The following is a 25,449-nucleotide window of genomic DNA, read 5'->3' as shown; positions in this document are numbered from 1 at the left end:
CCGTAACCTGGTGCGGTGATCAGCACCCTGGCCGTGCAGAACTACCGGTCGCTGCGCAGCCTGGTCCTGGAGCTGGGTCGGCTGACGGTGGTGACCGGGGCGAACGGCACCGGCAAGTCGAGTCTCTACCGGGCGTTGCGGCTGCTGGCCGACTCGGCCCGCAACGGGGCGGTCGCGGCGCTGGCCCGGGAGGGCGGGCTGCCGTCGACGCTCTGGGCCGGGCCGGAGACCATCGGTCGGGCGGTCCGGGCCGGCGAGCATCCGGTGCAGGGTACGGTGCGGCGCGGTCCGGTCAGCCTCCGCCTCGGCTTCGCGGGGCCCGACTTCGGGTACGCCGTCGACTTCGGCCTGCCGCCACCGTCGCAGCGCTCGGCCTTCGGCCTCGACCCCGAGGTGAAGCGGGAGGCGGTCTGGGCCGGCCCGCTGTTGCGCCCGTCGACGCTGCTCGCCGAGCGGGCCGGGAGCGCGCTGCGGATCCGGGACGGCCGCGCGTTTCGGGCGGTGCCGGACGCGGTGCACCCGTTCGACAGCATGCTCAGCGAGTACACCGATCCGGAGCGCGCCCCGGAACTGCTCACGTTGCGGGAGCGGATCCGCTCCTGGCGCTTCTACGACCACCTGCGTACCGACGCGGCCGCGCCGGCACGGCAGGCGCGGATCGGCACCCGGACCCCGGTACTCGGCCCGGACGGTGGGGACCTGGCCGCCGCGCTCCAGACGATCCGGGAGACCGGTGACGCCGAGGCGCTCGTTTCCGCCGTCGACGCGGCCTTTCCCGGCAGCACCGTGGAGATCGGGGTCGAGTCGGGGCGCTTCGAGCTGCGGCTGCGCCAGCACGGCCTGCTGCGGCCGCTGGCCGCCGCCGAACTCTCCGACGGCACGCTGCGCTACCTGCTCTGGGTCGCCGCGCTGCTCAGCCCGCGCCCTCCGGCGCTGCTGGTGCTCAACGAGCCGGAGACGAGCCTGCATCCGGAGCTGCTGCGACCGCTGGCCGGGTTGATCCTGGCCGGCGCGGCCCGGACCCAGGTGGTGGTGGTCAGCCACGCCCGGGCACTCACCGGCGCGCTGGAGCGCGACGCCGCCGAGCTGACCACGGTCGAGCTGGTGAAGGACTTCGGCGAGACCCGGGTGGCCGGGCGCGGCCGTCTCGACGAGCCGGCCTGGCAGTGGCCCAAGCGGTAGCAGCTCGAGGACCATGGCGAGCACCATCACTTCGATGTCCGGAAATGTGTGACTGCGCGCCATGTCGCCGGTTCGTCGCAGCGCCGTAACGTCGCGGCAACTTCAGCGTGATCCAGCCCACACCGTCGCCCGGAGGCCCACCATGCTCCGCAGACCCGTCCTGGCCCGCCTCGCGCGGGCCGCTCTCGTCCCCGTACTCGCCGCCGTGGGGGTGCTCGCCGTCGCCGCGCCCGCCCAGGCCGCCACCCTCAACCAGGTCGGCAGCTTCGGCTCCAACCCCGGCAACCTCACCATGTACGCCTACCGGCCCGACAACCTGCCCGGCAACGCGCCCGCCGTCGTCCTGCTGCACGGCTGCGCGCAGAACGCCAACGGCTACTTCAGCAACTCCGGCTGGCGCAAGTACGCCGACCAGTGGGGCTTCGCGCTGATCGTGCCGGAGCAGAAGTCGGCGAACAACTCCACCTCCTGCTTCAACTGGTTCGAGCCGGGTGACACGGCCCGGGGCCAGGGCGAGGCGCTCTCGATCAAGCAGATGGTCGACCACGCCCGGACGAACTTCGGCATCGCCGCCAACCGGGTCTACGTGAGCGGTCTCTCCGCCGGTGGCGCCATGGCGGCGGCGATGCTGGCCACCTACCCGGACACCTTCGCGGCCGGCTCGATCGTCGCCGGCATCCCGTACCGCTGCGCCACCAGCATGATCAACGCGTTCAGCTGCATGAACCCGGGCGTCGACCGCAGCCCCGCGCAATGGGGCGACCTGGTCCGCAACGCGTACCCGGGCTACTCCGGCACCCGGCCCAAAATCGCGATCTGGCACGGCACCGCCGACTACACCGTCGGCACCGCCAACGCGACCGAGTCCCGTGACCAGTGGACCAACGTCCTCGGGGTGTCGCAGACCCCGACGAGTACGTCGACGCTGCCGGCCGGCACCTCCCTGGAGACGTACGGGGCCGACCGGGTGCGCCTCTACCGGGTTTCCGGCATGGGGCACGGCACCCCGGTCGACCCGGGCTCCGGCGCCGACCAGTGCGGCACCGCCGCCGCCTACTTCCTGGACACCATCTGCTCGGCCTACCGGGACGCGCTCTTCTTCGGCCTCGGCACCGGCACCGACCCGGGCGATCCCGGCGATCCCGGTGATCCGGGCGACCCCGGTGATCCCGGTGACCCCGGTGAGGACCCGGTCTGCGTGACGGCGAGCAACTACGCACACGTCCAGGCGGGCCGGGCCTACCACTCCGGTGGCTACGCCTACGCGCTCGGCTCCAACGCGAGGATGGGTCTCTACAACGTCTTCGCCAGCACGACGCTCAAGCAGACCGGTCCCGCCCACTGGGTGATCGGTTGCTGAACGGGCGAGGGCCGGCGCCTCACCCCCGGGCGCCGGCCCTCGCCGCTCCGGCCCGCTGCTCGAAGTCCGCTGCTCGAACCCCCGCTGCTCCGGTCCACCGCTCCAGCCCGGACGGTGGAGGCGGATCTCATCGCCCGACCGCCCGGACCTGGACCTTCGCCGGCTCCCCGAAGAGGACGAGCAGCCGCTCGACGTCCAGGTACGTCGTGAGTCCCACGACCAGCCCGTCGACCACGTCCAGCAGGACCAGGCCGAACGGCAGGTAGCCGCCGTCCGGCCCCGGCCGCAACTGCCAGAACGCCGGCGACCCGTTCGCCGCGACCGGAACGAGTCGGGCACCCGCGCACGACGCCGCCGGATCCTCCAGCGCCAGCCGGATCCGGTCCCGGCCGCGCAGCCACCACCGGAACGGCGGCATCGACATCGTGGCGTCCTCGTGCAGCAGCGCCACGAGCGTGGCCACGTCGTGCCGCTCGAAGGCGTCGCAGTAGCGGAGCAGCAGGTCGCGCTGGCCGGGATCGTCCGGCCGCAGCGGCTCGCCCGCAGCCCGGCCCACGGCTCGCAGCGTCGCCCTCGCCCGCTGCACGGCACTGGTCACGGACGCGACCGTGGTCTCCAGCAACCGGGCCACCTCCTCGGCGCGCCAGCAGAGCACGTCGCGCAGGATCAGCACGGCCCGCTGCCGGGGCGGCAGGTGCTGCAACGCGGCCACGAAGGCCAGCCGGACCGTCTCACGCCGTACCGCCAGCTCCGCCGGATCGCCGTACGACGGCAGCACCGCGCCGTCCGGAACCGGCTGGATCCAGCTCCGCTCCGTCACCGGTGCACCGATTTCCGCCCCCTCGGCTGCCGGGCCCAGGTCCATCGCCAGCGCCCGGCGCTGCGCGCTGCGCAGCATGTCGAGGCAGATGTTCGTGGCGATCCGGTACAGCCAGGTGCGCAGCGACCCGCGCCGCTCGTCGTACCGGTCGAAGGACCGCCAGGCGCGTACCAGCGTCTCCTGCGCGGCGTCCTCGGCCTCGAATCCCGAACCGAGCATCCGGTAGCAGTAGCCGGTCAGTTCCGTCCGGAACGGCTCCAGTCGCGCGGTCTCCCCGGTCGATGTCTCCACCACCCGACCGACCATACCCACCGTCCCCACCAGCCGAAGCGCCTCGGTGCCGCCCCGACCGATGAGTATCCGCGGCCCGCCCCGTACCACCACCGAGGCCCGCGACGGGCCGACCAGCCGGACGGGAGAGAGACGATGGACGAAGACGACGTGCGGGCCGCCGTGCGGGAGGAACGCCGGGACCAGGTGGAGCTGCTCGGCATGCTCCGCCCCGAGCAGTGGGACGCGCCCACGCTCTGCGCCGGCTGGCGGGTACGTGAGGTGGTCGCGCACACCACGATGCCGTACCGGACCTCGATCGGCGGGCTGATACTGGAGCTGCTCAGGGCGCGCGGCAGCTTCGACCGGATGGCCGACCGCGTCGCCCGCCGCGACGCCGCCCGGCTCGGCACCGGCGACCTGCTGGGCTCGCTGCGCGACAACGTCGGGCACTCCTGGACACCGCCGGGTGGCGGCGCGCACGGCGCACTCGCGCACGACGTCATCCACGGGCTCGACATCACGGTCGGGCTGGGCCTGGACCGGCAGGTCCCACCCGGGCGGATCGCCATGGTGCTGACCGGGATGCGAGCGAGGAACGTCGCCTACTTCGGCGTCGACCTCACCGGTGTCGCGCTGCACGCCACCGACCTCGACTGGAGCCACGGCGCCGGGGCACCGCTGCACGGCCTCGCCCAGGACCTGCTCCTGGTGCTCTGCGGGCGCCGACTGCCACCCGGACGCCTGCACGGCGAGCCGGCGGCGCACTTCTCCCAGCGCCCGTGATCGCGGCGCCCGCGACCGCCCGCGCGGAGAGGCCGACCGGAGCCACCACCATCGAATTGGCCCGGCCGGCAACCGGACCAGCGTCGGTAGCATCGCCCCGCCGAGTAACGCGACGGCGAACCGCCACGGCAGCACCGGCCGCCGCCGATCGCGCCGGACCAGGAAGGAAGATCACGTGTACGACACCTTCGCCGACCTCTCCACCCCCCTGCTGGCCGACGCCTGCGTACGCCTCGACGTGCCGCTGCGGATCGCGCCGTCCGGCATCGCGGCGGTCGTACCCGGGCAGCGGATCGCCGGACGCGTGCTGCCGGCGCGGCACTACGGCAGCGTCGACATCTTCCTGGAGGCGCTGGACGGCGCCGACCCGGGCGACGTCCTGGTCGTCGACAACGGTGGCCGGGCGGACGAGGCCTGCGTCGGTGACCTGGTGGTGCTGGAGGCTCGGGCGGCGGGCCTGGCCGGACTGGTGGTGTGGGGCCTGCACCGCGACACGCCGGAGCTGGTGGAGATCGGCCTTCCGGTCTTCAGCTACGGCAGCTACCCGCCCGGGCCGGTACGCCTGGACGAGCAGGAGCCGGAGGCGCTGGTCAGTGCCGGCTTCGGCACGCACCTGGTCGGCGTGGCCGATGTCGTCTTCGGCGACGCCGACGGGGTGCTCTTCGTCGCGGCCGACCGGACCGAGGAGGTACTGGCGGTGGCGCAGCGGATCCGGCGCACCGAACGTGACCAGGCCGACCGGATCCGGGCCGGGGAAACGCTGCGCCAGCAGACCGGCTTCGCGGACTACCTCGCCCGGCGGGCCGACGATCCGGCGTACAGCTTCCGGCGGCACCTGCGCCGGATCGGCGGGGCCATCGAGGAGTAGCCGGGCCCGCCGTCCCCGGCTCCGGTGATCGGCCAGGGGCCGGCGGCGGGCCGCCAGGCGGTTGCTGTCGCGACGGGCCGCCAGGCGGTTGCTGTTGCGACGGGTTGGCACGTGCTTCGTTGTCGCGTGCGTACACGAGCACGTAACCTCACGCCAGCGGTCGCGGCGCCCCGACCGCCACGAAGGGGTGATGACGGCAATGACCCACGAGCACGGAGGCCACCGGAGTCAGCAACAGCGGCCACACCGGTCAGCCCCGTCCACCTGGTGGCACGACCTGCGGCACCGCCTCGGCCACCTGTTGAGTCCACATTCACACGACACGGTCGACAGGGTCGACACCGCCCTGGAGTCGTCCCGGGCCGGGCTGCGCGCGCTCTGGATCTCGCTCGCCGTTCTCGGCGTCACCGCCGGACTGCAGGCGCTCGTCGTGGCCTGGTCCGGTTCGGTGGCGCTGCTCGGCGACACCCTGCACAACGTCGCCGACGCGTTGACGGCGGTACCCCTGGGGATCGCCTTTCTGCTCGGCCGCCGCGCCGCGACCCGCGCCTATACCTACGGCTACGGCCGTGCCGAGGATCTCGCCGGGATCGCCATCGTCGCCACCATCGCCGGCTCCGCCGCCTTCGCCGGCTACGAGGCGGTCCGCCGGCTGCTGGATCCGCAGGACGTCCGGCACCTGCCCTACGTCGCCGCCGCCGCGCTCATCGGCTTCCTCGGCAACGAGCTGGTCGCCCGCTACCGCGTCTCGGTCGGCCGGCGAATCGGTTCCGCCGCCCTGGTCGCCGACGGGCTGCACGCCCGCGCCGACGGGTTCACCTCGCTGGCCGTGCTGCTCGGCGCCGGTGGTGCCGCGCTGGGCTGGCGGTGGGCGGATCCGGTGGTCGGCCTGCTGATCACGCTCGCCATCCTGCTGGTGCTGAAGGATGCCGCGCGGGAGGTCTACCGGCGGCTGATGGACGCCGTCGACCCGGATCTGGTCGACCAGGCCGAGGCGACCCTGCTCGCGGTGCCCGGCGTCCGGCAGGTGACGGCGGTACGGCTACGCTGGATCGGCCATCGGCTGCACGCCGAGGCGACGCTGGTGGTCGACGCCGAGCTCACCCTGCTCCAGGCACACGAGGTCGCCGCCGACGCCGAGCACCAGCTCAGCCACGCCGTGCCGCGACTCGGCGGTGCCACCCTGCACACCGATCCGGCCAGCCACCCCGGCGACCACCACCACGCCGAACTGTCGCACCGGCGGCGCGGCAGCACGCTGGGCCGGCCCGTACCGTCGACCGACAGCTGCCGGTCATGACGACAGTTCGACGACTGCGTCGGTTCGGCTCGGCGGGTCGACGGCCGCCGGGGCGATCGGCTCGGCGGGTCGACGGCCGCCAACTGCTCACGGGACTCGGCCTGCTCGGGCACCCCGAGCAGGCGGTGCAGACGCAGGCGTACCCGGCCTCGGTGCCGGGCACGCCGAGCGCCCGGAGGAATGTGGCCAGCGCCTCCTGCGGTGGCATCGGCCGGTCGACGTCATAGCCACGGAGGTTCACGTAGAGTTCCCCGTCGGGGAACATCTGCCGGGCGTGGTGTGCCCAGTGCAGTGCCAGGGCGGCCTTGCCGACCCCTGCGGTGCCGGAGAGCACCACCGGCAGGGTCGAGGGACCGGCGTGGCGCGATCCGGCGTTCCTCGGCCAGCGCGACGACCCGCGGATGCCCGGCCAGCACCGGGACCGGCCAACGGCGCCGCCGCGCATCCGACATCTCCCGGTGTCGCGCGGTCTCCCCGGCCCTCGTTCTGGCCGGTGCCGCGGCCGGAATCTGCACGGCCGGAATCTGCACGGCCGGAATCTGCGGAGTGGCCGGTCCGCCGTACCGGCCATCCCTGATTCAGCGGTAGACGCGTACGTAGTCGACGAGCATCCGGGACGGGAACGGCGTGGTCGAGTCGACCGGTCCCGGGAAGTCACCGCCGACGGCGAGGTTCAGGATGAGGTAGAAGGGGTGGTCGAAGACCCACGGGCCACGGGTGGACTCCACCGTCTCCTTGCTGGCGTAGAAGACCGTCTGGCCGTCGACCGTGAACGTGATGCCCCGGCTGTCCCACTCCGCGGCCCAGACGTGGAAGCCGGCGGAGAAGTCGACACCGCCCGGTGCCGGGTACTTCTGCCCGTAGCCGCCACCGCCGTTGTACTGCGGCGCGTGCAGCGTCGAGTATCCCTCCAGCGTGTTCCGGCCGAGTACCTCCATGATGTCGATCTCCCCGTTGTACGGCCACGGCCGTCCGGTGAGGAAGTCGGCGCCCATCATCCAGAACGCCGGCCAGAGGCCGTTGCCCTTCGGCACCTGGATCCGGGCCTCGATCCGACCGTACTGGACGTGGAACCTGTTGCCGGTGTTCATCCGGTGCGAGGTGTAGTCGCGCCCGCCGGCGGTCTGCCGACGTGCCTCGATCAGCAGGGCGCCGCTGCCGTTCATCGAGGCGTTGTCGTTGTTGGTGTAGTACTGGATCTCGTTGTTCTGTCCGGTGCCGGGGTCGATCGTCCACTTCGCCGGGTCGGGCTTGCTGCCGGCGGGACCGTTGAACTCGTCGCTCCAGACCAGGGTGGTGGCCGGGAACGTCGGGTCCGGCGGCATCGCGGGCGGGGGCGTCGGGTTGCCGCCGGTGCCGTAGACCTTGAACTCGTAGAGCGAGTAGCCGTACGGGCCGATCCGGGCGGTGCCGTACATCCGGACGTACCGGCCGGTGCCGGTGACGTTCAGCGTCTCCTTGAAGCCCCGGCCACTGGTGGTGGAGTAGATCGGGGTCCAGGCGCTGGCGTTCGGCGAGACCTGGATCTGGTAGGAGGTGGCGTAGGCCGGGTCCCACTGCAACACCACCTGGGTGATGGCGGCGGTGGCACCGAGGTCGACGTAGATCCAGCCTGGGTCGACCCATCCGCTGGTGGCGCTGGTCGCCCACCGGCTGGCCGGATCGTTGTCGAAGGCCCGCGCGGGCACGCACTCGAAGCAGGTGCCGTCGTTCTGGTTGCTGGAGGCGACCGCCGGCTTGGAGTACGACAGCAGCACGCTGCCGCCCGGCGGCGGGGTGGTCGGCGGAGGGGTCGTCGGCGGGGGAGTGGTCGGCGGGGGAGTGGTCGGCGGCGGTGCCGTCGGGCCGCCGCCGGTGCGCACCGCGAACTCCCAGAGCGAGTAGCCCCACGAGGTGGCCCGGGCGGTGCCGTACATCCGGACGTAGCGGCCGGATCCGGTGACGGTGAGGTTCTGCGTCCCGCCGGTGCCGTTGCCGGTGGTGTGCACCGTGGTCCAGGTCGTACCGTCCGTCGAGGTCTGGATCTGGAACGCCGAGGCGTACGCGGCCTCCCAGGTGAGGGTGACCCCGCAGATCGACTGATTGCTGCCGAGGTCGACCCGGAGCCACTGCGGGTCGGCGGCCGCGCTGGCCCACCGGGTGCCGGTGTTGCCGTCCACCGCCGCCGAGGCCGGGTAGGCGGCCGACTCGGTGGAGGAGGCGGTCGCCGGCCGACCCTGTGCGGCGTTTGCGGTGCCGCAGTCGGTGCCGCCGGTCTCGCCGTAGACCTGGAACTCCCAGAGCGAGACGCCGTAGCCGGTGGCCCGTTGGGTGGCGTGCATCCGGACGTAGCGGCCGGAGCCGGTGACGGTGATCTCCTGCCGCCCGCCGGTGCCGTTGGTGGTGGTGTGCACGGTCGTCCATGTGGAGCCGTTGGTCGAGGTCTGGATGGTGAAGGCGCTGGCGTAGGCGGCCTCCCAGCTGAGCACGACCCGGCTGACCGGGGTGACGGTGCCGAGGTCGACCTGCAACCACTGCGGATCGGCGAAGGCGCTCGACCAGCGGGTGCCGGTGTTGCCGTCGACGGCGGCCGACGCCGGCATGGCCGCGGACTGGACCGACGAGGCGGTGGCCGGCCGGCCCTGCGACAGCAGGGTCTCGGCCGCGCCGGCCGTGCCGGCGGAGACGGTCAGATATCCGGCGAGCAGGATCGGGACCACGGCCGACGCGGCCAGCAGCCGCCATCGGCGCGGCCCGGGCGCGCGGCACCGGGGTGGGGACAGAGCGCTGTTCATCGATGCTCCCTTGAGCTGAGGGCCCGCAACGGTTTCGGCCCGGATGCGGGCCGGTGACGATTCGACTGAGAGAGCGCTCTCTCACCCACTCTGCCATGTAAGGAAGGGCCCCCGCTACAACAGAAAACGATAAGCGGGGGCCCTTCCTTGCACTTGGAGCAAAGGGTTAGGACTCTTTACAGTAGAGCGAAGGCTTCCTATCATTCGGCGGACGGCGGGCACTCGCCCCGCCCGGGCCGGAGCAGGAGGGCGTGATATGAAGACGCCGGACCGACGGAGAACAGGATCCCGCGACGGGCGTACGGGGCGCAGCGGTGCGACCCGGCCCGGCCGGGCGGCCCTCGCGGTCGTCCTCACCGCACAGACGGCGCTGCTCGCCGGTCAGCTCGCCGGCCCGGTCGCTCCGGCGGCCGCCGCACCGGAGGGGCCGGCCCGGATCGTCCCGATCCCGGCCAGCGCGGAAGCCGTGCCGGGGGAGACCTTCACGCTCGCCCCGCGGGCCCGGATCGTGCTGGCTCCGGGCGCCGGCCCGGAGGTCGGCGGCGTCGCCGACGAGCTGGCGGGACTGCTGCGCCCCGCCACCGGCTATCCGCTGCCGGTCACCACCGCCGGAGCGGCGCGCTCCGGCGACATCGAACTGCGCCTGGTCGCCGCCACCGGACTCGGCGACGAGGGCTACCGGCTCGACGTCACCGCCGAGGGGGTACGCCTGGCGGCCGCCCGTCCGGCCGGCCTCTTCTACGGGGTGCAGACGCTGCGCCAACTGCTGCCGCCGTGGATCGAGAGCCGCACCCTCCGCCCCGGACCGTGGACCGTCGCCGGGGTACGGATCGAGGATGTCCCCCGCTACGCCTACCGGGGCGTCATGCTCGACATCGCCCGGCACTTCCAGCCGCCCGCCGTGGTCAAGCGGCTGGTCGACCAGGCCGCCGCCTACAAGGTCAACACGTTGCACCTGCACGTCGGCGACGACCAGGGCTTCCGGATCGCCATCGACGGCCGGCCCGAGCTGACCGAGATCGGGGCTCAGTTCTCCATCGACAACGATCCCGGCGGCTACTGGACCCAGGCCGAGTACGTCGATGTCGTCGAGTATGCCGCGGAACACTTCATGACCGTCATCCCCGAGGTCGACACCCCCGGCCACACCAACGCGATCATCATGTCGTACGCGGGACCCGAGGCCGACCCGGTGCTGCCGGACGTCAACTGCAGCAACCGCAACCCTCCGGTGTGGAACCTCACCGGGGCGGTCGGCTACAGCGCCCTCTGCCCGGAGAGCCCGCACACCTGGGAGATTCTCACCGACGTCGTGGCGCAGCTCAGCGCGCTCACCCCCGGCCCGTACTACCACTTCGGCGGCGACGAGGTGCCGGCGTCGATCCTGTCGCACGAGCGCTACGTCGACTTCGTGGACCGCAAGGCCGAGCTGGTCGCCGCGCACGGCAAGATCCCGATCGGCTGGGCCGAGATCTCCCAGGCGACCTTCGACCGGCCCGGCGCAACCCCGGCGGTCGCCCAGTTCTGGAACAACGGCAACCCGGCCGGTGCGGGTGGCGACACGGCCCGGCGGGCGGTGCAGAAGGGCATGAAGGTCGTCATGTCACCGGCCAACCACACCTACCTGGACATGCGGCAGTGGCCGGAGAGCCCGCTCGGGCTCGGCTGGGCCGGCATCCTGGACGTGTCGCACTTCTACCACTGGTCCGGCACCAGCAGTGACCCGGGCAGCTACATTCCGGCCCGGACGGTAGGCGGGGAGACGCTGCCGGCGGTGACCGACGCGCACATCCTCGGCGTCGAGTCGCCGATGTGGTCCGAGACGCTGCGCACCGGCGCCGACATCGAGTTCCAGGCCTTCCCCCGGCTGCCGGCGACGGCCGAGATCGGCTGGTCCCCGAACGTCCACCCGGAGCGCACCCTCGACTCCTTCGTCGACCGGATCGCCGGGCACGGCCTGCGCTGGCAGCTCGCCGGGCAGAACTTCCACACGTCGCCGCAGGTGCCGTGGCGGGTGGACGTCTCCGCGCCGGACGTGGCCAGCGACTCCCGTACGGTCGACGGCGCCCTCGCCTCGATCTCCGCGCCCGGCGCCGCACCCGATCAGGTGACCGCGACCGTGGACTGGGGCGACGGCAGCAGCTCCCCGGCCACCGTGGCGGGCACCCCCGGCACCGTCACCCGGGTCAACGGGCTCTACACGGCCACCGCCAGTCACCGGTACGCCCGCGACGGCGTCTACCGGGCCACCGTGACGGTGACCCGCCCGGGTGGCACCAGCAGCAGCACCGGGTTCACTGTCACCGTCGACACCTGCACCCGCACCGTTACCGGCCAGCATCGTGGTCCGCTGGTGGCCGGGGCCGGGGTGACCTGCCTGGCCGGCGCCACCGTCTCCGGTCCGGTCACGGTCCGGCCCGGCGGCGCGCTGATCGCCTCGGCGGCGTCGATCCGGGGCCCGGTGCAGGCGGCCGGGGCGGCCGGGGTGGAGCTGATCGGCGGCTCGGTCGCCGGCCCGGTGACCCTCACCGGCACCACCGGGCAACTCGTCGTCGAGCGGGTCCGGGTCGACGGCCCGCTCGTGGTCACCGGCACCGACGCCGGCACCGGTGCCGCACCACTGCTCGCCGGCAACACGGTCGCCGGCCCTCTGGTCTGCACCGGCAACACGCCGGCACCGGTCGACGGCGGCGTACCCAACACGGTGCGCGGCCCGGCCACCGGGCAGTGCCGGGGCCTGTAGGCCCCGAACCCTGCCCGCGACAGGCGGCCCCACAACCAACACACGCCCCGACCCGGGCCCCACAACCAACACACGCCCCGACCCGGGCCCCACAACCAACACACGCCCCGACCCGGGCCCCACAACCAACACACGCCCCGACCCCGGCCCCACAACCAACACACGCCCCGACCCCCTGCCCCCGGACCGCCTCGGCCCCGGTCCCGGGGGCAGGGCCTTACTCGACGTAGGCCAGCTGCACCAGGGTGGGCCGGCGGCCGCGCCGGATCAGCCGGCCCCGGCCGGGCGGCTGGACGGATAGGTAGCCCTGCGGCCAGAGCTGCCCCTCCTGTCGCTCGCCGGAGAGGAGCAGGCCGGCGCAACCGACCTCCTTCATCCGCTGCGGCACCGGCTCGTGAATGGCCCGGCCGGCCCCGCCGCTGCGCCGGGCCACCACGAGGTGGAAGCCGAGGTCGCGGGACTGCGGCAGGAATTCCAGGAACGGCGCCAGCGGCCCCGGCCCCCCGCCGCCGAGCAGGTCGTAGTCGTCACAGAGCACCACGATCTCCGGCCCCCGCCACCACGACCGGTTGCGGAGCTGCTCGACGGTGAGGTCGTCCGGGGGGAGCCGCTTGCGTACCTCGCCGGAGACCCCGTGCACCAGGCCGGCGGCGGCGGTGCCGGTGCCGGCGTACGCGCCGAGATAGGGCTCGGGCACGGCGTCGAGCAGGGTCCGGCGCAGGTCGATGACGGCGAAGACCACCTGGTCGTCGGTGTACTGCGCGGTCAGGTCCCGGACCAGCAGCCGCAGCAGCGAGGTCTTGCCGCTGGCCGAGTCGCCGAAGACCAGCAGGTGCTGGTCGGCGCCGAAGAGGTCGAGCACGGTCGGGCGCAGCTCGGCCTCGTCCAGGCCGAGCCGGACCCGGCCGTCGTCCCCGGCGTTCGCGGTCACCTCGGCGTAGTCGACCATCGTCGGCAGCATCCGGATGGCCGGTGCGGGTGGCCCGGTCCAGGCGGTCGCCACCCGGTGGATCAGGTCGTCCATCCCCTTCTGCGCGGTGGCCACGTCGTCGCTGCCGTCGATGCGCGGCAGCGCCACGTGCGCCATCAGCGCGTCCTGGGTCAGGCACCGGCCGGGGGTGTCGGCCCGGAGGTTCTCCGCCGCCTGCCGCTTGATGCTGGAGTCGAGCGGGTCGTTGAGCCGCAGCTCGATCTTTGACCCGATCACCGCCTGCAACTGCATCCGCAGGTCGGCCCAGCGGCCGGCGGTCAGCACCAGGTGTACGGCGAAGCCGAGCCCTCGGGCGCCGATGTCCTGGACCATGTCGGTGAGGTCCTCGAACTCGCTCTTCAGCACCGGATAGTTGTCGATGACCAGCACGATGTCGGCGGCCGGCAGCTCCGGGATCCGCCCCTCCCGGTGCGCCTGCCGCATGGTGTCGATCGAGTCGATGCCGCGCGCGGCGAAGAGCTGCTCCCGCTCGGCGAGCATCGTGCTGACCTCGGCCACCATCCGGCGTACCCGGTCCGGGTCGAGTCGCCCGGCGACGCCGCCGACGTGTGGCAGGTTGGCCAGCGCGCCGAGGGCTCCGCCGCCGAAGTCGACGCAGTAGAAGGCGATGTCCTGCGGGGTGTGGCTCAGCGCCGCCCCGGCGACCAGCGTGCGCAGCAGGGTCGACTTGCCGGTCTGCGGCGCACCGAGCACGCAGACGTGTCCGCCCCCGCCGGAGATGTCCAGCTGGAACGGCTCCTGCAGCTGGTCGGTCGGGCGGTCGACCAGGCCGATCGGGATGCGCAGCCGGCCACGCAGCTCCATCGGGACCACCAGCCCGTACGCCGGGTCGACCTCCAGCGGGCCGGTGACCCGGTCCAGCGGCAGCGCGGCGGGCAGCGGCGGAAGCCAGATCCGGTGCACCGGCCGGCCGTGCTCGCGCAGCCGCCGGACCACCACGTCCAGGGTGGTCGGCGCGGTCGGCGCCTCGGCCGGCGCCTCGGCGGCGGTCCGCTCGTCAACCGGCCGCGAGGGCTGCCGGGGCAGGTTGTAGAGGAGGAAGACGCTGGGGTCCGGCGGGCTCTCCACCAGCTCCGCCCCGGCCGGCGGCTGGTACGGCCCGGAGACGTACGCCGCCTTGAACCGCTCGAAGACCGTGGTGTCCACCTTCAGGTAGCCGGAGCCGGGCAGCGGCGGCAGCTTGTACGCGTCCGGCACCCCGAGCACGACCCGGCTCTCCTGCTCGTTGAAGGTGCGCAGCCCGAGCCGGTAGGAGAGGAACGACTCCAGCCCGCGCAGCCGCCCCTCCTCCAGCCGCTGCGAGGCGAGGAGCTGGTGGATGCCGATCGACCGGCCGATCCGGCCGATGGCGATGAAGAGCTCGATGAAGTCGGGCTTGGCGGTGAGCAGCTCGCTGAACTCGTCGATGATCACCATCAGGTTCGGCAGCGGCGGCAGCGGTGCCCCGGCGTCGCGCCGCCGGTTGTATTCGGTGATGTTCGCCAGCTTGCCGGCGTCGAGCAGGATCTCCTGCCGGCGTTTCATCTCGCCCTGCACCGCGTCGTGCAGCCGGTCGACCAGCCCGGCGTCGTCGGAGAGGTTGGAGATCATCGCCGAGGTGTGCGGCAGGTGCTCCAGGCCGGCGAAGGTCGCGCCGCCCTTGTAGTCGACAAGCACCAGGCTCAACCGCTCCGGCGGGTGGGTGACGGCCAGGGCCAGCACCAGGGTACGCAGCACCTCCGACTTGCCGGAGCCGGTGGCGCCGACGCAGAGCCCGTGCGGCCCCATCCCGCCCAGTGCCGACTCCTTGACGTCCAGGTGCACCGGGTTGCCGTCCGGCCCGACCCCGAACGGCACCTTCAGGAACTCCGGCAGCAGCCGGGGTGCCCACTGCGCGGTCACCTCGTAGCTCGCCTCGTCGCCGATGTCGAGCAGGCCGCGCAGGTCGACGGCGGCCTCCAGCGGGGCCTCCTCGACGGTGTCCGGGACCAGCCGTAGCGGGGAGATCTGCCGGGCCAGCGCCTCGATCTCGGCCGGACCGACCTGGTCGACGGTGCCGGCGGCGGCACCGCGTAGCCGGTCCCGCCCGGCCCGGATCTCCTCGGCCCGGGTCTCCGGCACCGGCCGCAGGTCCTCGACGGTGACCTGACCACCCTCGCAGAGCACGCGCACGTCGACGTGGGACGGCTCGGACTGCCGGTCCGGCACCAGCACCACGGTGGCGATGCCGAGACTCTCCAGGTCGAGGTCGGGGTCGAGGTGCCCGAGCGGATCCACCGGCCCGGCCGAGAGCTGGTCGACGACGATCACCAGGCGGCTGCCCCGGAACCGGTGGTTCGGGGCGCCGAGTCGGCGGGCCCGGTTGACCTCGGCGACCCGCTCGCCGAGGGTGTCGGCGAGCAGCGCGGCCAGCGCCGTCGCGCTGGCGGCCACCAGGCGGCGCGGTGCCGGGCCGTCGTACTCACTGGGGTGCAGGCAGTGCGGCAGCCACTTGAGCCAGTCGAACTCCGGACCGGCCATCCCGCCGAGCAACCAGGCCAGCCGTACGTCGTCCGGGGCGTGCAGCGCCGCGAGTTGGGCGACCAGCGCGCGTACCAGGTCGCGGGTCTCGCCCGGACCGCCGATCACCGACACCACCCCGGCCACCGGCACCGCCACCGGCATGTCGTCGAGCAGCCGCTCCCGGTCGACCACCAGCCGGGCCGCGGCCAGGGTCACCGGATCCAGCTCGACAAGCGGGTTGTGCTCGTCGGCCATCAGGTTCAGCCGCCGCCAGAGCCGGTCCTGGCCGTGTCCGACCCGCAGCACCAGGAAGTCCGGGTCGGACAGTCGCCGCTCCCAGCGCCGGGTGGGGTCCCGGAGCAGGTCCGGCAGGGCCGCCGGCACCGGATGGCGGTGCTGCGCGGCGGCCCGCTGGGCGGCGGCGTCGACCCGGATCTGGTCCCGGACCCGGTCGACGTATTCCAGGTAGCGGCGGCGCTGCTGGGCGAAGCGCCGGGCCGAGCCGGTGCGCTGGGCGACGAAGGCGGCGATCCCGCCGACGACGGTGGCGGTCAGCATGCCGGCCCCGGCGATCATCATCACCGGGTTCTGGTTGGCCATCATCATCAGCAGCATGCCGGCCCCGCCCATGACGGGTAGGAAGACCTGCATGACGCCGGCGAAGCCGCCGCCGCTGTCGGGGAGCGCCGGTGGGGAGACCATGTCCAGCGCGCCGAGTTCCGGCTCCGGGGGCGGGATCCGGGCCGGACGGTGGACCACCCGCTGCGTCATCGGACCACCTTCCGGGCCGGGGACGACCGACCGGTCGACCAGGCGACCGGTGGTGCTGCGGAACCCTAGAGTAGTACGGGATCGACAGCGTTCGGTCGAGGATCGGCGTGACGTCCACGGTTGGCCGATGGTGCTCGGACGGAGTGTTATGGCGACTCGATTCACCCGGGTGACGGTGGTGGCCGAACGGCGCAGCCTGGACATCAGCCTGCCGGCGGCCCGGCCGGTGGTGGAGCTGCTGCCGCAGATGTGTGACCTGCTCTCGCTGCCGCCGTACGAGGCGGGGCGCTGGACACTCTCGACGCTGTCCGGCGGCGGGCTGGATCCGCGCCGATCGCTGGAGGAGGCCGGGATCGTCGACGCGGACCGGCTCTATCTGACCCCGCCGGAGCAGGCGCCACTGCCGCCGGTGGTGGACGATGTCGTCGACGAGGTGCAGGCCACCCTGGACGGTGACGGCAGCGAGTGGGACGGCGACGCCCGGATGCTCGGCTGTGCCGCGCTGGCCGGGGTGGTGGTCGGCGTCGCGACGTACGCGCTGGTCGTCACGGCGGCGCCGGCCGGGCTGGTGGCCGGCGCCCTGGCCGCGGTCGCCGTGCTGGCCGCGGTCGCCGGCCGGCTGCTGCGCGGTCGCGGCGGTGACTTCCTGGTCGGTGCCGCCGTCCCCGCCTGGACGGCCGCTGCGGCGCTGGCCGCCCGCTCCGCCAGCTGGGAGACATCGGCCCAGGTCACCGCCGGTGCCGTCGGTGCCGGCGCCGGGGCAGCGCTGCTGCTGCTCGCCGGTGCGCGTTGGCGGGCCGTGGCCGCCGGTGGACTCGCGGTCGCGGTGTTCGGGGTGCTGGGCACGGTGCTGCTGGTCGCCGGGCTCGACAGCACCCGGGTCGCCGCCGTCGGCGCCGTGCTGGTGGTCTTCGCGGTCGGCCTTGCCCCACAGCTCGCCCTCGGCTCCTCCCACCTGGTCGACCTGCTGCGACGGCAGGAGGAGAGCCAGTGGGTCGGCCGGGAGCTGGTGGCGGCGGCGGTCGGTCGCGGCCAGGCGGTACTCACCGGGGCGGTGGCCGGGATCGGCCTGGTCGCCACCGCGGTCAGCGTGCTGCTGCTCGCCGGCGGCTCGGTGGTCGGCATGCTGCTCGGCGGCGTCCTGGCGCTGGTCTTCGCGCTCCGGTCGCGGGCCTTCACCCGGCTCGGTCAGGTCCTGCCCATGCTGGTGCCGCCGGTGGTGGCCGGGGTGGTGGCGGTGCTCGGCACGCTGCACCGGGCCGGTGCCGAGCCGACGGTCACCGCCTGGGCGTTGGTCGGCGCGACCGCCCTGCTCGTCGTGGCGGTCGTCGCGGCCGGGCGGTCCCGGCTGGACGACGTCGGCGCCGCCCGGCTACGGCAGCTCTTCGACCTGGTCGAGATGGTGGCGGTGCTCGGCCTGGTGCCCCTGGTGATCGCGGTCTTCGGCGGCTTCGCCTGGGCGGCCGGTTGAGCCCGGCGGCGCCGGTAGCAGCACGGCGGCCGGTGGCGGTCGGTCGAGGGCGCGCTGGCGGCGCTGCTCGGCCAGCAGCCCGCCGATCGACGTGATCGCCCAGACCGCGACCAGCAGGAGTGCCCCGAGCACCAGGCTGGCGATCACCGCCGCGTACGGGCGGCGCAGCTCGCGTGGCCCGCGCCGGGACCCGTGCAGCAGCGCCGCCTTGGCGGTGGCGGTACGCAGCGTGTGCGCCTCGACCACCACCCGGCCCTTGGAGTCAGCCACGGCCCGGTGCCGATCCCGCCCCGCCCCGCCCGTCGGGGTCGGCGGTTCCGTCGCTCCCGTCGCCCGCGACACCGCCCGACCTGACCCGCTGGGCCGGGCTGATGCTGCGGCCCACCGCCACGATCACGTCGCCCAGCACGCGTTCCAGCTCCGGGTGCGGGGTGGCGGCGCTGAGCACGGCGGTCCAGGTGGTGCCGGCGATCGGCACGAAGAGCTGCAGCACGGTGGAGCGGACCCGGGTCAGCCCGCCGGGCGGCACGGTGGAGGCGACGTCCCGGTGCAGCACGGCCGGCCCGCACGGGGTGTCGAGCTCCTCGACGGTGCCGGTACGCGGCAGCGTCTGCCGGACCAGGCTCAGCCCGGCGCCGCGCGGTGCGGAGTCGAACCAGCCCAGGTGCAGCCCGGCGCTGCCGACGACGCCGCTGCTCATCGCGCCGAGCTGTACCATGCTGAGCGCGGCACCGGCGCGCTGGCAGTCGGCGACGAGCTGCTCCAGGAAGTCGAGGACGGCGCGGCGTTCGGCGGCGCGGAGCCGGCGCCCGGCGAAGCGGTCGTCGACCACCCGTTCGGCGCTGCGCTGCCAGGACTCCGGGTTGGTGTCGAGCAGCACCCAGTCGGACGGCAGACCGATGAGCCACTCGAAGTCCGGGTGCGGGGCGTGCGGGTTGAGCTTCAGGTCGGTCGAGGGGAGCGGACCGAGGGTGGGCGCCTCGCTCACGGCCGGGCTACGCCTCGGTCGGCCGCAGCGCCGCCGCGGTCTGGTTGTCGAAGTCGGAGACCATCTGGCCGATCGCCGTGGAGAGCCCGCCCCAGCTGCCGATGTTGTTCATCAGCTCCAGCAGGCTGGTCTTCCACTCGTCGCGGAAGTCCGAGATGGCGTTCTGGATGTCGGCGTGGTCGTCGGTGAGCCCGTCGCAGTCGACGACGCCGCGATGGTCGGCCTCGAGCTGCTCGCTGAGGGTGGTCAGATTCCGCCCTAGGCTCATCAGCGTCGCGTAAGGATACTGAACGTACGTCATCCCGCCTCCCAGCCATCGCCGCTTCACAGGCTAGCAACCCACGTCTATTCGGAGGGACCACCGGATGGCCGACGAGCGACAGCCCTCGCGTACCCCGCCCCGGCCACCGGCGCCGCGTTCCGGTCCGGCCCGGATGGCGACCGTCTCGGCCCGGGCGACCGTTCCCGCCCCCGGACCCGAGCCGGTTCCGCCGGGGCGGGTCGGGCAGCGCGGCGCCCCGCTGCTGCGGGCGGTCGGCCTGGCGGCATGGCGGGCGTTGGATCCACGGATCACCGCGCGGCTGCGTACCGAGCGGCTCCGGGCCGAGGCGCTGGCGGCGCCGTTACGACCGGGTTCGATCGCCGTGGTGGGGCCGGTCCAGCACTCTGGAAGGTCCACGGTGGCCGCGCTGGTCGCCCTGGCCCTGGCCCGGCATCAGGGTCCCCGGGTGCTGGCGGTCGACGCGGCGGGCGGCGGTGGGCTGCACGGCCGGCTGGCGGCCGGGTCCGGCGGGTCGACCGGGACCGTCCTGGCCGGTCTCGGTATCCGCGACGCGGACCTCGGGCGGCGGTCGGGCGCGGTGAGCCACCGCTGGCTGCGGGAGCGGCTGGCGCTGGCCGAGTCGATGATGCTGCTCGCCCCGGCGCCCGGCACCGTGGACCGCCCGGTCGGCGCGCAGGAGTACGCGCCGGCCACCACCGCGCTGGCCCGGTGGTTTCCGCTGCTGGTCACCGACACGCCGCCGCTCACCGCCGATCGGGTGGTGCCGGTCGCGCTGACCAGGGCGGAGCGGGTGGTGATCGTGGTCCCGGACGACGAGCGCCGGCTCGAACGGCTGGAACGCAGCCGATCCTGGATCGCCCCGCTGCTGTGGCGGCCTATCGAGGAGGTGGCGGTGAACGTGCTGGTCCAGCGGGACGCCGCCCGGTCCGACGCGCTGGCCCCGAAGGCCGAGCCGGTCTTCGGAGTGCCAACCTTCAGCCTCCGGTACGACCCGGCGCTGCGGGCGCCCGGGCCGCTGCGCTGGCCAGACCTCGCGCCGCAGACCCGGGAGACGGTCCTCGCACTGGTCTCGCGGATCGTCCGGGACATGCGGTCCGATCGTTGAGTGTGGGTTCTTGCCGGAGCGTGCTGAAATGGATGCGGGTCGTCAGCTAGGGAGGCGTCGATGAGCACCAAGTTTTCGATCACCGACAACGCGGTCAACCAACACTCGTCCAACCTGGACACCTCGGTTGCCGCACTGAACAGCCAGGCCAGGTCCTTCATCACCGCCATCGAGCCGTTGCCGGCGGTGTGGAAGGGTTCGGCGTTCCAGAGCTGGGACCAGTTGACCCAGCGGTGGAACCAGGCGATGGCCGACCTCAACAAGGCGTTGACCGACATCAAGAGCCGGGTCGGTTCCGCCGGCCAACTGTACGACACCTACCACTCGGAGCAGACCAGCCAGTTGCAGTCGACCATGGGCTCGGCCAACTGGGATGGCGCGAAGTTCCGGGGCTAGCGGAGGAGCTGCGGACCATGTCGGACGTGTTCAGCTACGACGAGTCGACCGCCGGGTCGGCACAGGGCGACATCGCCGCCGTGGCCAACGGCGTGCAGGCGAGTCTCGACGATCTGACCAACTTCGTCACCCGGGTGAAGGCCAACTGGGAGGGTGACGAGATGGAGATCTACAACGGCATCCAGACGCAGTGGAACACTGCCGCGGACACCGTCAAGCAGATCCTCGACTCGGTGCGGCAGGCGCTCGGCCAGACCACCACGTCGGTGCAGGAGATGCGGGGTCAGGTGCGCGGCACCCTGCAGGGCTGACCTGAGGAGAGTCGGGCGACGACCGGCCCGCCGCGAGGGAAGGGCCCGGGTGTAGATGGCGGAGTTTCCGGCGCACCTGTTCAGGATGGACGGCGATCCCTCGGCGATCCGGTCGTCGGCGAGCCGTTGGCAGAGCTTCGGTACGGCGGCGACCGACGCGGGCGCGCAGATCACCGGCCTGGACACGGGGCAGTTCGTGGGTCCCGAGGGCGACCAGTTCCGGGACGGGCTCCACGCGGACATGCCCCGGCACCTGCGGATCACCGGGGACGCCTTCGACAGGGTGGCGGCCGGCCTGACCGGTTTCGCCGACCGGCTCGGCACGCTCCAGGACCAGATGCGCCCGCTCGCGCAACGGGCACCCGGGCTCTGGGCCGCGGTGCAGAGTGCCCGGGGCCGGGTCGACCGGGCGGCGCAGGCCGATGCCCGGCACGAGCGGGAGGTCGCGGACCGGTCGCCGGAGGAGACCGCCCCGGACAGCTACCGGTCCGACAGCGGTGCGGCCGGCGCCGCGTTCTCGGCGGCCCAGCGCGACTGGGACGACTGCGTCGGGCAGGCGACCGCGTTGCGCGGCGAGCTCACCACCGCCGTACGGGAGTGTGTGGCGGTGGTGAACGAGGCGAAGGGAATGCGGTTCACGGAGAACCCGAAGTGGTGGGATCTCGGCGGCCAGTTCACCAACTTCGTCCGGGACAACCGGGAGCTGTTGCAACAGCTCTCCGGCGCACTCAAGATCGTGTCGCTGGTCGCCGGACTGCTCGCCTTCATCCCGGTGCTGGCCCCGGTGATGGCGCCGCTGGCCATCGCCGCCGGAGCCGCTGCCCTGCTGATCGACACCTCGGTCTACGCCGCCACCGGGCAGGGGAGCCTCACCTCGATCCTGATCGACGGGGTGCTCACCGTCGTCCCCTTCGGCCGGCTCGCCCGGGTCGGTGGTGGGTTGCTCCGGGGCACCCGGGTCGCCCAGGCCTTCTCGTCGGTGGCGAACCGGGGCCGGAACATGCTCTCGGTCGCCCGCTGGGGACTGGCCAACCCGCGCGGCAACGGGATCGAGGCGCTCGGCCGGCTGGTCCGGCTCGACCCGATCGACATCGCCGGCGGCGAGATGGTGCTGAGCCAGACCGACGTCGAGCTGCCCGGCTCGCTGCCGCTGGTGCTGGGCCGGACGCACCTGTCGTCGTACCGGATGGGGAGCTGGTTCGGCCGGTCCTGGGCCTCCACGCTGGACCAGCGGGTCGAGGTCGACGACACCGGGCTCTACCTCGCCACCGACGACGGGATGACCCTGATCTATCCGGCGGACGGGGCGGGCCGGCCGGCCCGGCTGCCGCTGGAGGGCCCTCGCTGGACCCTGGAGCCCGGCCCCGGGCCGGGGAGCTGGGCGGTCACCGATCCGCGCCGGGGCTGGACCCGGCATTTCGGGCCGGTGCCCGGCGGCCCGCTGGCCGGCGGCCCGCTGACCCAGTTGCCGCTGGTCGCGGTGACCGACCGCAACGGGCACCGGATCGAGATCCTGCACGACGAGACCGGAGCACCGGCCGAGCTGGTGCATTCCGGCGGCTACCGGGTCCTGGTGACAACCGAGGAGAACCGCATCGTCGCGCTCGCCCTGGCCGCCGGGACGGAGGGCGGACCGGACACGGTACTGCTGCGCTTCGGCTACAACGAATTCGGTGACCTGACCGAGGTCACCGACTCGTCCGGGCTGCCGCTGCGCTTCGACTACGACCTGGCCGGCCGGATCACCCGGTGGGCCGACCGCAACGGCACCGAATACCGCTACGGCTACGACGAGGAGGGTCGCTGCGTCGCGACCACCGGCACCGGCGGCTGCCTGACCGGCCGGCTGCACCACGACCCGGCCGCCCGGACCACGACCGTGGTCGACTCGCTCGGCAACGAGACCGTCTACCAGCTCAACGAGCTGCGGCAGGCCGAGCGGATCACCGACCCCCTCGGCAACGTCACCACCTGCACCTGGGACCGCTACGACCGGAAGCTTTCCGAGACCGATCCCCTCGGCCGGACCACCCGGTACGGCTACGACGACGACGGCAACCTGGTCGAGGTGGTACGCCCGGACGGCGCCCGGGCCACCGCCCGGTACAACCACCTGCACCAGCCGCTCACCGTCACCGATCATGACGGCGCGGTCTGGCGGCGCGCGTACGACGCCCGTGGAAACCTGACCATGCTCGCCGACCCGGCCGGGGCCACCACCTGGTACCGCTACGACCGGTCCGGTCACCTCACCGAGGTGGTCGACCCGCTCGGCAACACCCTCCGGATCGGCACCGACCGGGCCGGGCTGATCAACCAGGTGGTCGACGCCACCGGGGCGGTGACCCGCTACCGGCGGGATCCGGCCGGCCGGGTCGTCGAGGTGACCGATCCGCTCGGCGGCACCACCCGGCTCGGCTGGACCGTCGAGGGCCGGCTCGCCTGGCGGCGTCGCCCGGACGGTGCCGGCGAGGAGTGGCGCTACGACCCCGAGGGAAACCTCGTCGCACACATCGACCCGAGCGGGGCGACCACCCTCGTCGAGTTCGGTCCCTTCGACCTGCCGGCGGCGCGTACCGGGCCGGACGGGAGCCGGCTGACCTTCGGCTACGACACCGAGCTGCGGCTGCGTACGGTCAGCAATCCGCAGGGCCTGACCTGGCACTACGACTACGACCGGGCCGGTCGGCTGGTCGCCGAGACCGACTTCAACGGCCGGCGGCAGACCTACACCCACGACGCCGCCGGGCAGCTGGTGGCCCGCGACAACGGCGCCGGGCAGCGCGTCGAGCTCGACCGCGACGCCGCCGGCAACGTGCTGCGCAAGCGCACCGCCGAGGGCGTCACCACCTTCGAGTACGACCCGATGGGCCGGCTGCGCCGGGCCGCCTCGCCCGGGGCGGAGCTGCGGCTGGAGCGGGACCGGCTCGGCCGGGTGGTCGCCGAGATCCTGGACGGGCGGGCCGTCACCTCCGGCTACGACCAACTCGGCCGGCGGGTGCGGCGGCGTACGCCGGCCGGGGTGGGAAGCGTCTGGGAGTACGACGGCGGGCACCGGCCGGTGGCGCTGCACACGGCCGGCCGGACGGTCCGGTTCGACCACGACGCGGCCGGGCGGGAGATCCGCCGTACCGTCGGTGACCTGGTGCTCGCCCAGACCTGGGACCCGAACCACCGGCTGCTCGCGCAGATCCTCACCGCCACCCCGGGGACGGCGCCGGGCGGCGGGCCGCCGCGGATGGTCACGCACCGCGCCTACCGGTACCGGATCGACGGCTACCTGCTGGAGATCGCCGACCAGCTCACCGGCGGCCGTCAGCTGGAACTGGACCGGGTCGGCCGGATCACCGCCGTGCGGGCCGCCGGCTGGACCGAGCGGTACGCGTACGACGGGAACGGCAGCATCACCGCCGCCACCTGGAGCGGGGCGGGCGAGGGCGAGGGGCTGGGGGAGGAGCGGGGGGAGCGGGAGTACACCGGCACCCTGCTGCGGCGGGCCGGGAACGTGCGTTACGAGTACGACGCGGCCGGCCGGATGGTGCTGCGGCAGCGCAGGAGACACTCGACCGGGCCGGCGACGTGGCGCTACGAGTGGGACAGCGAGGACCGGCTGGTCGCCGTCACCACCGCCGACGGCACCCGCTGGCGCTACCGTTACGACGCGCTCGGCCGGCGGGCCGGCAAGGAGCGGCTGGACGCCGCCGGCACCGTGGTCGAGCGGGTCGAATACGCCTGGGACGGCCCGCTGCTGGTCGAGCAGAGCCACCACCGGCAGACCAGCACCTGGGAGTACGCCCCCGGCACCTTCACCCCGATCGCCCAGACCGACGCGGGCATGGTGGGCCGGCCGGAAGCTCCGGTGGACCAGGCCGAGGTGGACCAGGCCGAGGTGGACCGCCGCTTCTACGCGATCGTCGCCGACCTGACCGGGACCCCGACCGAGTTGGTCACCCCGGACGGGCGGGTGGTCTGGCAGCGGCGCACCACCGTCTGGGGGATCCCGACCCATGCGGGCGACAGCGGAGTCGACTGCCCGCTGCGCTTTCCCGGCCAGATCCACGACCCGGAGACCGGTGCGTCCTACAACTACCAGCGCTACTACGACCCGGCCACCGCCCGTTACCAGTCGACGGATCCGCTCGGCCTCGACCCCGGTCCGGACCCGCACGCGTACGTCCCCAACCCCACCCGCGAAATCGACCCGCTCGGCCTGACCCCCTATCCCGCCCCCGGGCGCAGCGGCGCGCTGAACCAGGCCAAGCGGGACCTCGGGATCCCCCGGGCACAGCATCCCGACCGGGTGGACCGGGTCCCACTGACCGACCGGGACGGGCGCCGGATCCTCGGCGAGAACAACCAGCCCGTCATGACCAGGGAATACACCTACACCCGTCCCGACGGCAGTCAGGTGGTCATCCAGGACCACGCGGCCGGGCACCGGTTCGGCGAGGGCGGCGTCGGCGACCAGGGGCCGCACTTCAACGTGCGGCCACCCGAAAACACCAGAACCGGCCACGTGCCCGGGACGCTGGAGCACTATCCCTTCTGA

At 73.4% G+C, this 25,449-nt stretch carries 17 protein-coding genes; 11 read left to right on the top strand and 6 right to left on the bottom strand.

What is annotated here, in order from left to right:
• Positions 1–15: 15 nt before the first annotated feature.
• Together ACN28C_RS24920 and ACN28C_RS24915 are read left to right on the top strand one after the other, a co-directional pair.
• A complete protein-coding gene (locus tag ACN28C_RS24920; RefSeq protein WP_422769951.1) occupies positions 16–1,182 on the top strand; it encodes an AAA family ATPase in 1,167 nt (388 codons plus the stop codon).
• A gap of 142 nt (positions 1,183–1,324) precedes the next feature.
• Positions 1,325–2,542 carry a PHB depolymerase family esterase gene (locus tag ACN28C_RS24915; protein WP_422769950.1) on the top strand — a complete coding sequence of 406 codons (1,218 nt, stop codon included), beginning with the start codon at positions 1,325–1,327 and terminating at the stop codon, positions 2,540–2,542.
• A gap of 127 nt (positions 2,543–2,669) precedes the next feature.
• Here the strand turns inward: ACN28C_RS24915 and ACN28C_RS24910 are convergent, their stop codons facing one another.
• Complete coding sequence (locus ACN28C_RS24910; RefSeq protein ID WP_422769949.1) at positions 2,670–3,656, bottom strand: sigma-70 family RNA polymerase sigma factor; 987 nt, start codon at positions 3,654–3,656, stop codon at positions 2,670–2,672.
• 132 nt (positions 3,657–3,788) lie between these two features.
• Between ACN28C_RS24910 and ACN28C_RS24905 the strand changes: the two genes are divergently transcribed.
• The 3 genes from ACN28C_RS24905 (at position 3,789) to ACN28C_RS24895 (ending at position 6,586) form a co-directional block, all read left to right on the top strand.
• The gene (locus ACN28C_RS24905) at positions 3,789–4,418 is read left to right on the top strand and encodes a maleylpyruvate isomerase family mycothiol-dependent enzyme (protein ID WP_422769948.1); all 630 of its coding nucleotides are present in this window, start codon (positions 3,789–3,791) and stop codon (positions 4,416–4,418) included.
• Positions 4,419–4,593: 175 nt separating this feature from the next.
• Entirely contained in the window at positions 4,594–5,286 is a 693-nt protein-coding gene (locus ACN28C_RS24900; RefSeq protein WP_422769947.1) for an RraA family protein, read from the top strand.
• Positions 5,287–5,587: 301 nt separating this feature from the next.
• Positions 5,588–6,586, top strand: coding sequence for a cation diffusion facilitator family transporter (locus ACN28C_RS24895; RefSeq protein WP_422769946.1), 999 nt, complete (start codon positions 5,588–5,590; stop codon positions 6,584–6,586).
• Positions 6,587–7,164: 578 nt separating this feature from the next.
• Here the strand turns inward: ACN28C_RS24895 and ACN28C_RS24890 are convergent.
• Positions 7,165–9,360 carry a discoidin domain-containing protein gene (locus ACN28C_RS24890; protein WP_422769945.1) on the bottom strand — a complete coding sequence of 732 codons (2,196 nt, stop codon included), beginning with the start codon at positions 9,358–9,360 and terminating at the stop codon, positions 7,165–7,167.
• 256 nt (positions 9,361–9,616) lie between these two features.
• Here ACN28C_RS24890 and ACN28C_RS24885 point away from each other — a divergent pair, with 256 nt between their 5' ends.
• Positions 9,617–12,103 (top strand): family 20 glycosylhydrolase, encoded by a 2,487-nt coding sequence (locus tag ACN28C_RS24885; RefSeq protein WP_422769944.1) that lies wholly within the window; start codon positions 9,617–9,619, stop codon positions 12,101–12,103.
• A gap of 217 nt (positions 12,104–12,320) precedes the next feature.
• On the opposite strand, the gene eccCa is transcribed toward ACN28C_RS24885, so the two are convergent.
• Positions 12,321–16,346, bottom strand: a complete 4,026-nt coding sequence (eccCa, locus tag ACN28C_RS24880; protein ID WP_422769943.1) for a type VII secretion protein EccCa — start codon at positions 16,344–16,346, stop codon at positions 12,321–12,323.
• 148 nt (positions 16,347–16,494) lie between these two features.
• On the opposite strand from eccCa, the gene eccD reads away from it, so the two are divergent.
• Positions 16,495–17,817: a type VII secretion integral membrane protein EccD gene (eccD, locus tag ACN28C_RS24875; RefSeq protein WP_422769942.1), complete on the top strand. Its 1,323-nt coding sequence runs from the start codon at positions 16,495–16,497 to the stop codon at positions 17,815–17,817.
• On the opposite strand, the gene ACN28C_RS24870 is transcribed toward eccD, so the two are convergent.
• The 3 genes from ACN28C_RS24870 to ACN28C_RS24860 are packed head-to-tail and all read right to left on the bottom strand — an operon-like array spanning position 17,719 to position 19,106.
• The gene (locus ACN28C_RS24870) at positions 17,719–18,087 is read right to left on the bottom strand and encodes a hypothetical protein (RefSeq protein ID WP_422769941.1); all 369 of its coding nucleotides are present in this window, start codon (positions 18,085–18,087) and stop codon (positions 17,719–17,721) included. The genes eccD and ACN28C_RS24870 overlap by 99 nt on opposite strands.
• Complete coding sequence (locus ACN28C_RS24865; protein WP_422769940.1) at positions 18,080–18,805, bottom strand: hypothetical protein; 726 nt, start codon at positions 18,803–18,805, stop codon at positions 18,080–18,082. Before ACN28C_RS24865 ends, ACN28C_RS24870 begins: the two co-directional genes overlap by 8 nt.
• Positions 18,806–18,812: 7 nt before the next feature.
• Complete coding sequence (locus tag ACN28C_RS24860) at positions 18,813–19,106, bottom strand: hypothetical protein (protein ID WP_422769939.1); 294 nt, start codon at positions 19,104–19,106, stop codon at positions 18,813–18,815.
• Between the two features lie 64 nt (positions 19,107–19,170).
• Here ACN28C_RS24860 and ACN28C_RS24855 point away from each other — a divergent pair, with 64 nt between their 5' ends.
• The 4 genes from ACN28C_RS24855 to ACN28C_RS24840 are packed head-to-tail and all read left to right on the top strand — an operon-like array spanning position 19,171 to position 25,449.
• Positions 19,171–20,193, top strand: coding sequence for a hypothetical protein (locus ACN28C_RS24855; protein WP_422769938.1), 1,023 nt, complete (start codon positions 19,171–19,173; stop codon positions 20,191–20,193).
• Between the two features lie 60 nt (positions 20,194–20,253).
• A complete protein-coding gene (locus ACN28C_RS24850; protein ID WP_422769937.1) occupies positions 20,254–20,589 on the top strand; it encodes a WXG100 family type VII secretion target in 336 nt (111 codons plus the stop codon).
• 17 nt (positions 20,590–20,606) lie between these two features.
• Positions 20,607–20,900, top strand: coding sequence for a WXG100 family type VII secretion target (locus ACN28C_RS24845; protein WP_422769936.1), 294 nt, complete (start codon positions 20,607–20,609; stop codon positions 20,898–20,900).
• Between the two features lie 55 nt (positions 20,901–20,955).
• A complete protein-coding gene (locus ACN28C_RS24840) occupies positions 20,956–25,449 on the top strand; it encodes an HNH/endonuclease VII fold putative polymorphic toxin (RefSeq protein ID WP_422769935.1) in 4,494 nt (1,497 codons plus the stop codon).

This window comes from Plantactinospora sp. WMMC1484 (genome assembly GCF_049315195.1).
GTDB lineage: Bacteria > Actinomycetota > Actinomycetes > Mycobacteriales > Micromonosporaceae > Plantactinospora.
The sequence above is the reverse complement of the archived record's forward strand: the minus strand, read 5'-3'. Positions and strand labels throughout refer to the sequence as shown.

Excerpts from the sequence above, each read along its gene's own strand:
- ACN28C_RS24915 (WP_422769950.1), top strand. The coding sequence starts at position 1,325 with ATGCTCCGCAGACCCGTCCTGGCCCGCCTCGCGCGGGCCGCTCTCGTC.
- ACN28C_RS24905 (WP_422769948.1), top strand. The coding sequence starts at position 3,789 with ATGGACGAAGACGACGTGCGGGCCGCCGTGCGGGAGGAACGCCGGGAC.
- ACN28C_RS24890 (WP_422769945.1), bottom strand. The coding sequence starts at position 9,360 with ATGAACAGCGCTCTGTCCCCACCCCGGTGCCGCGCGCCCGGGCCGCGC.
- ACN28C_RS24885 (WP_422769944.1), top strand. The coding sequence starts at position 9,617 with ATGAAGACGCCGGACCGACGGAGAACAGGATCCCGCGACGGGCGTACG.
- eccCa (WP_422769943.1), bottom strand. The coding sequence starts at position 16,346 with ATGACGCAGCGGGTGGTCCACCGTCCGGCCCGGATCCCGCCCCCGGAG.
- eccD (WP_422769942.1), top strand. The coding sequence starts at position 16,495 with ATGGCGACTCGATTCACCCGGGTGACGGTGGTGGCCGAACGGCGCAGC.
- ACN28C_RS24860 (WP_422769939.1), bottom strand. The coding sequence starts at position 19,106 with ATGACGTACGTTCAGTATCCTTACGCGACGCTGATGAGCCTAGGGCGG.
- ACN28C_RS24855 (WP_422769938.1), top strand. The coding sequence starts at position 19,171 with ATGGCCGACGAGCGACAGCCCTCGCGTACCCCGCCCCGGCCACCGGCG.
- ACN28C_RS24850 (WP_422769937.1), top strand. The coding sequence starts at position 20,254 with ATGAGCACCAAGTTTTCGATCACCGACAACGCGGTCAACCAACACTCG.
- ACN28C_RS24845 (WP_422769936.1), top strand. The coding sequence starts at position 20,607 with ATGTCGGACGTGTTCAGCTACGACGAGTCGACCGCCGGGTCGGCACAG.
- ACN28C_RS24840 (WP_422769935.1), top strand. The coding sequence starts at position 20,956 with ATGGCGGAGTTTCCGGCGCACCTGTTCAGGATGGACGGCGATCCCTCG.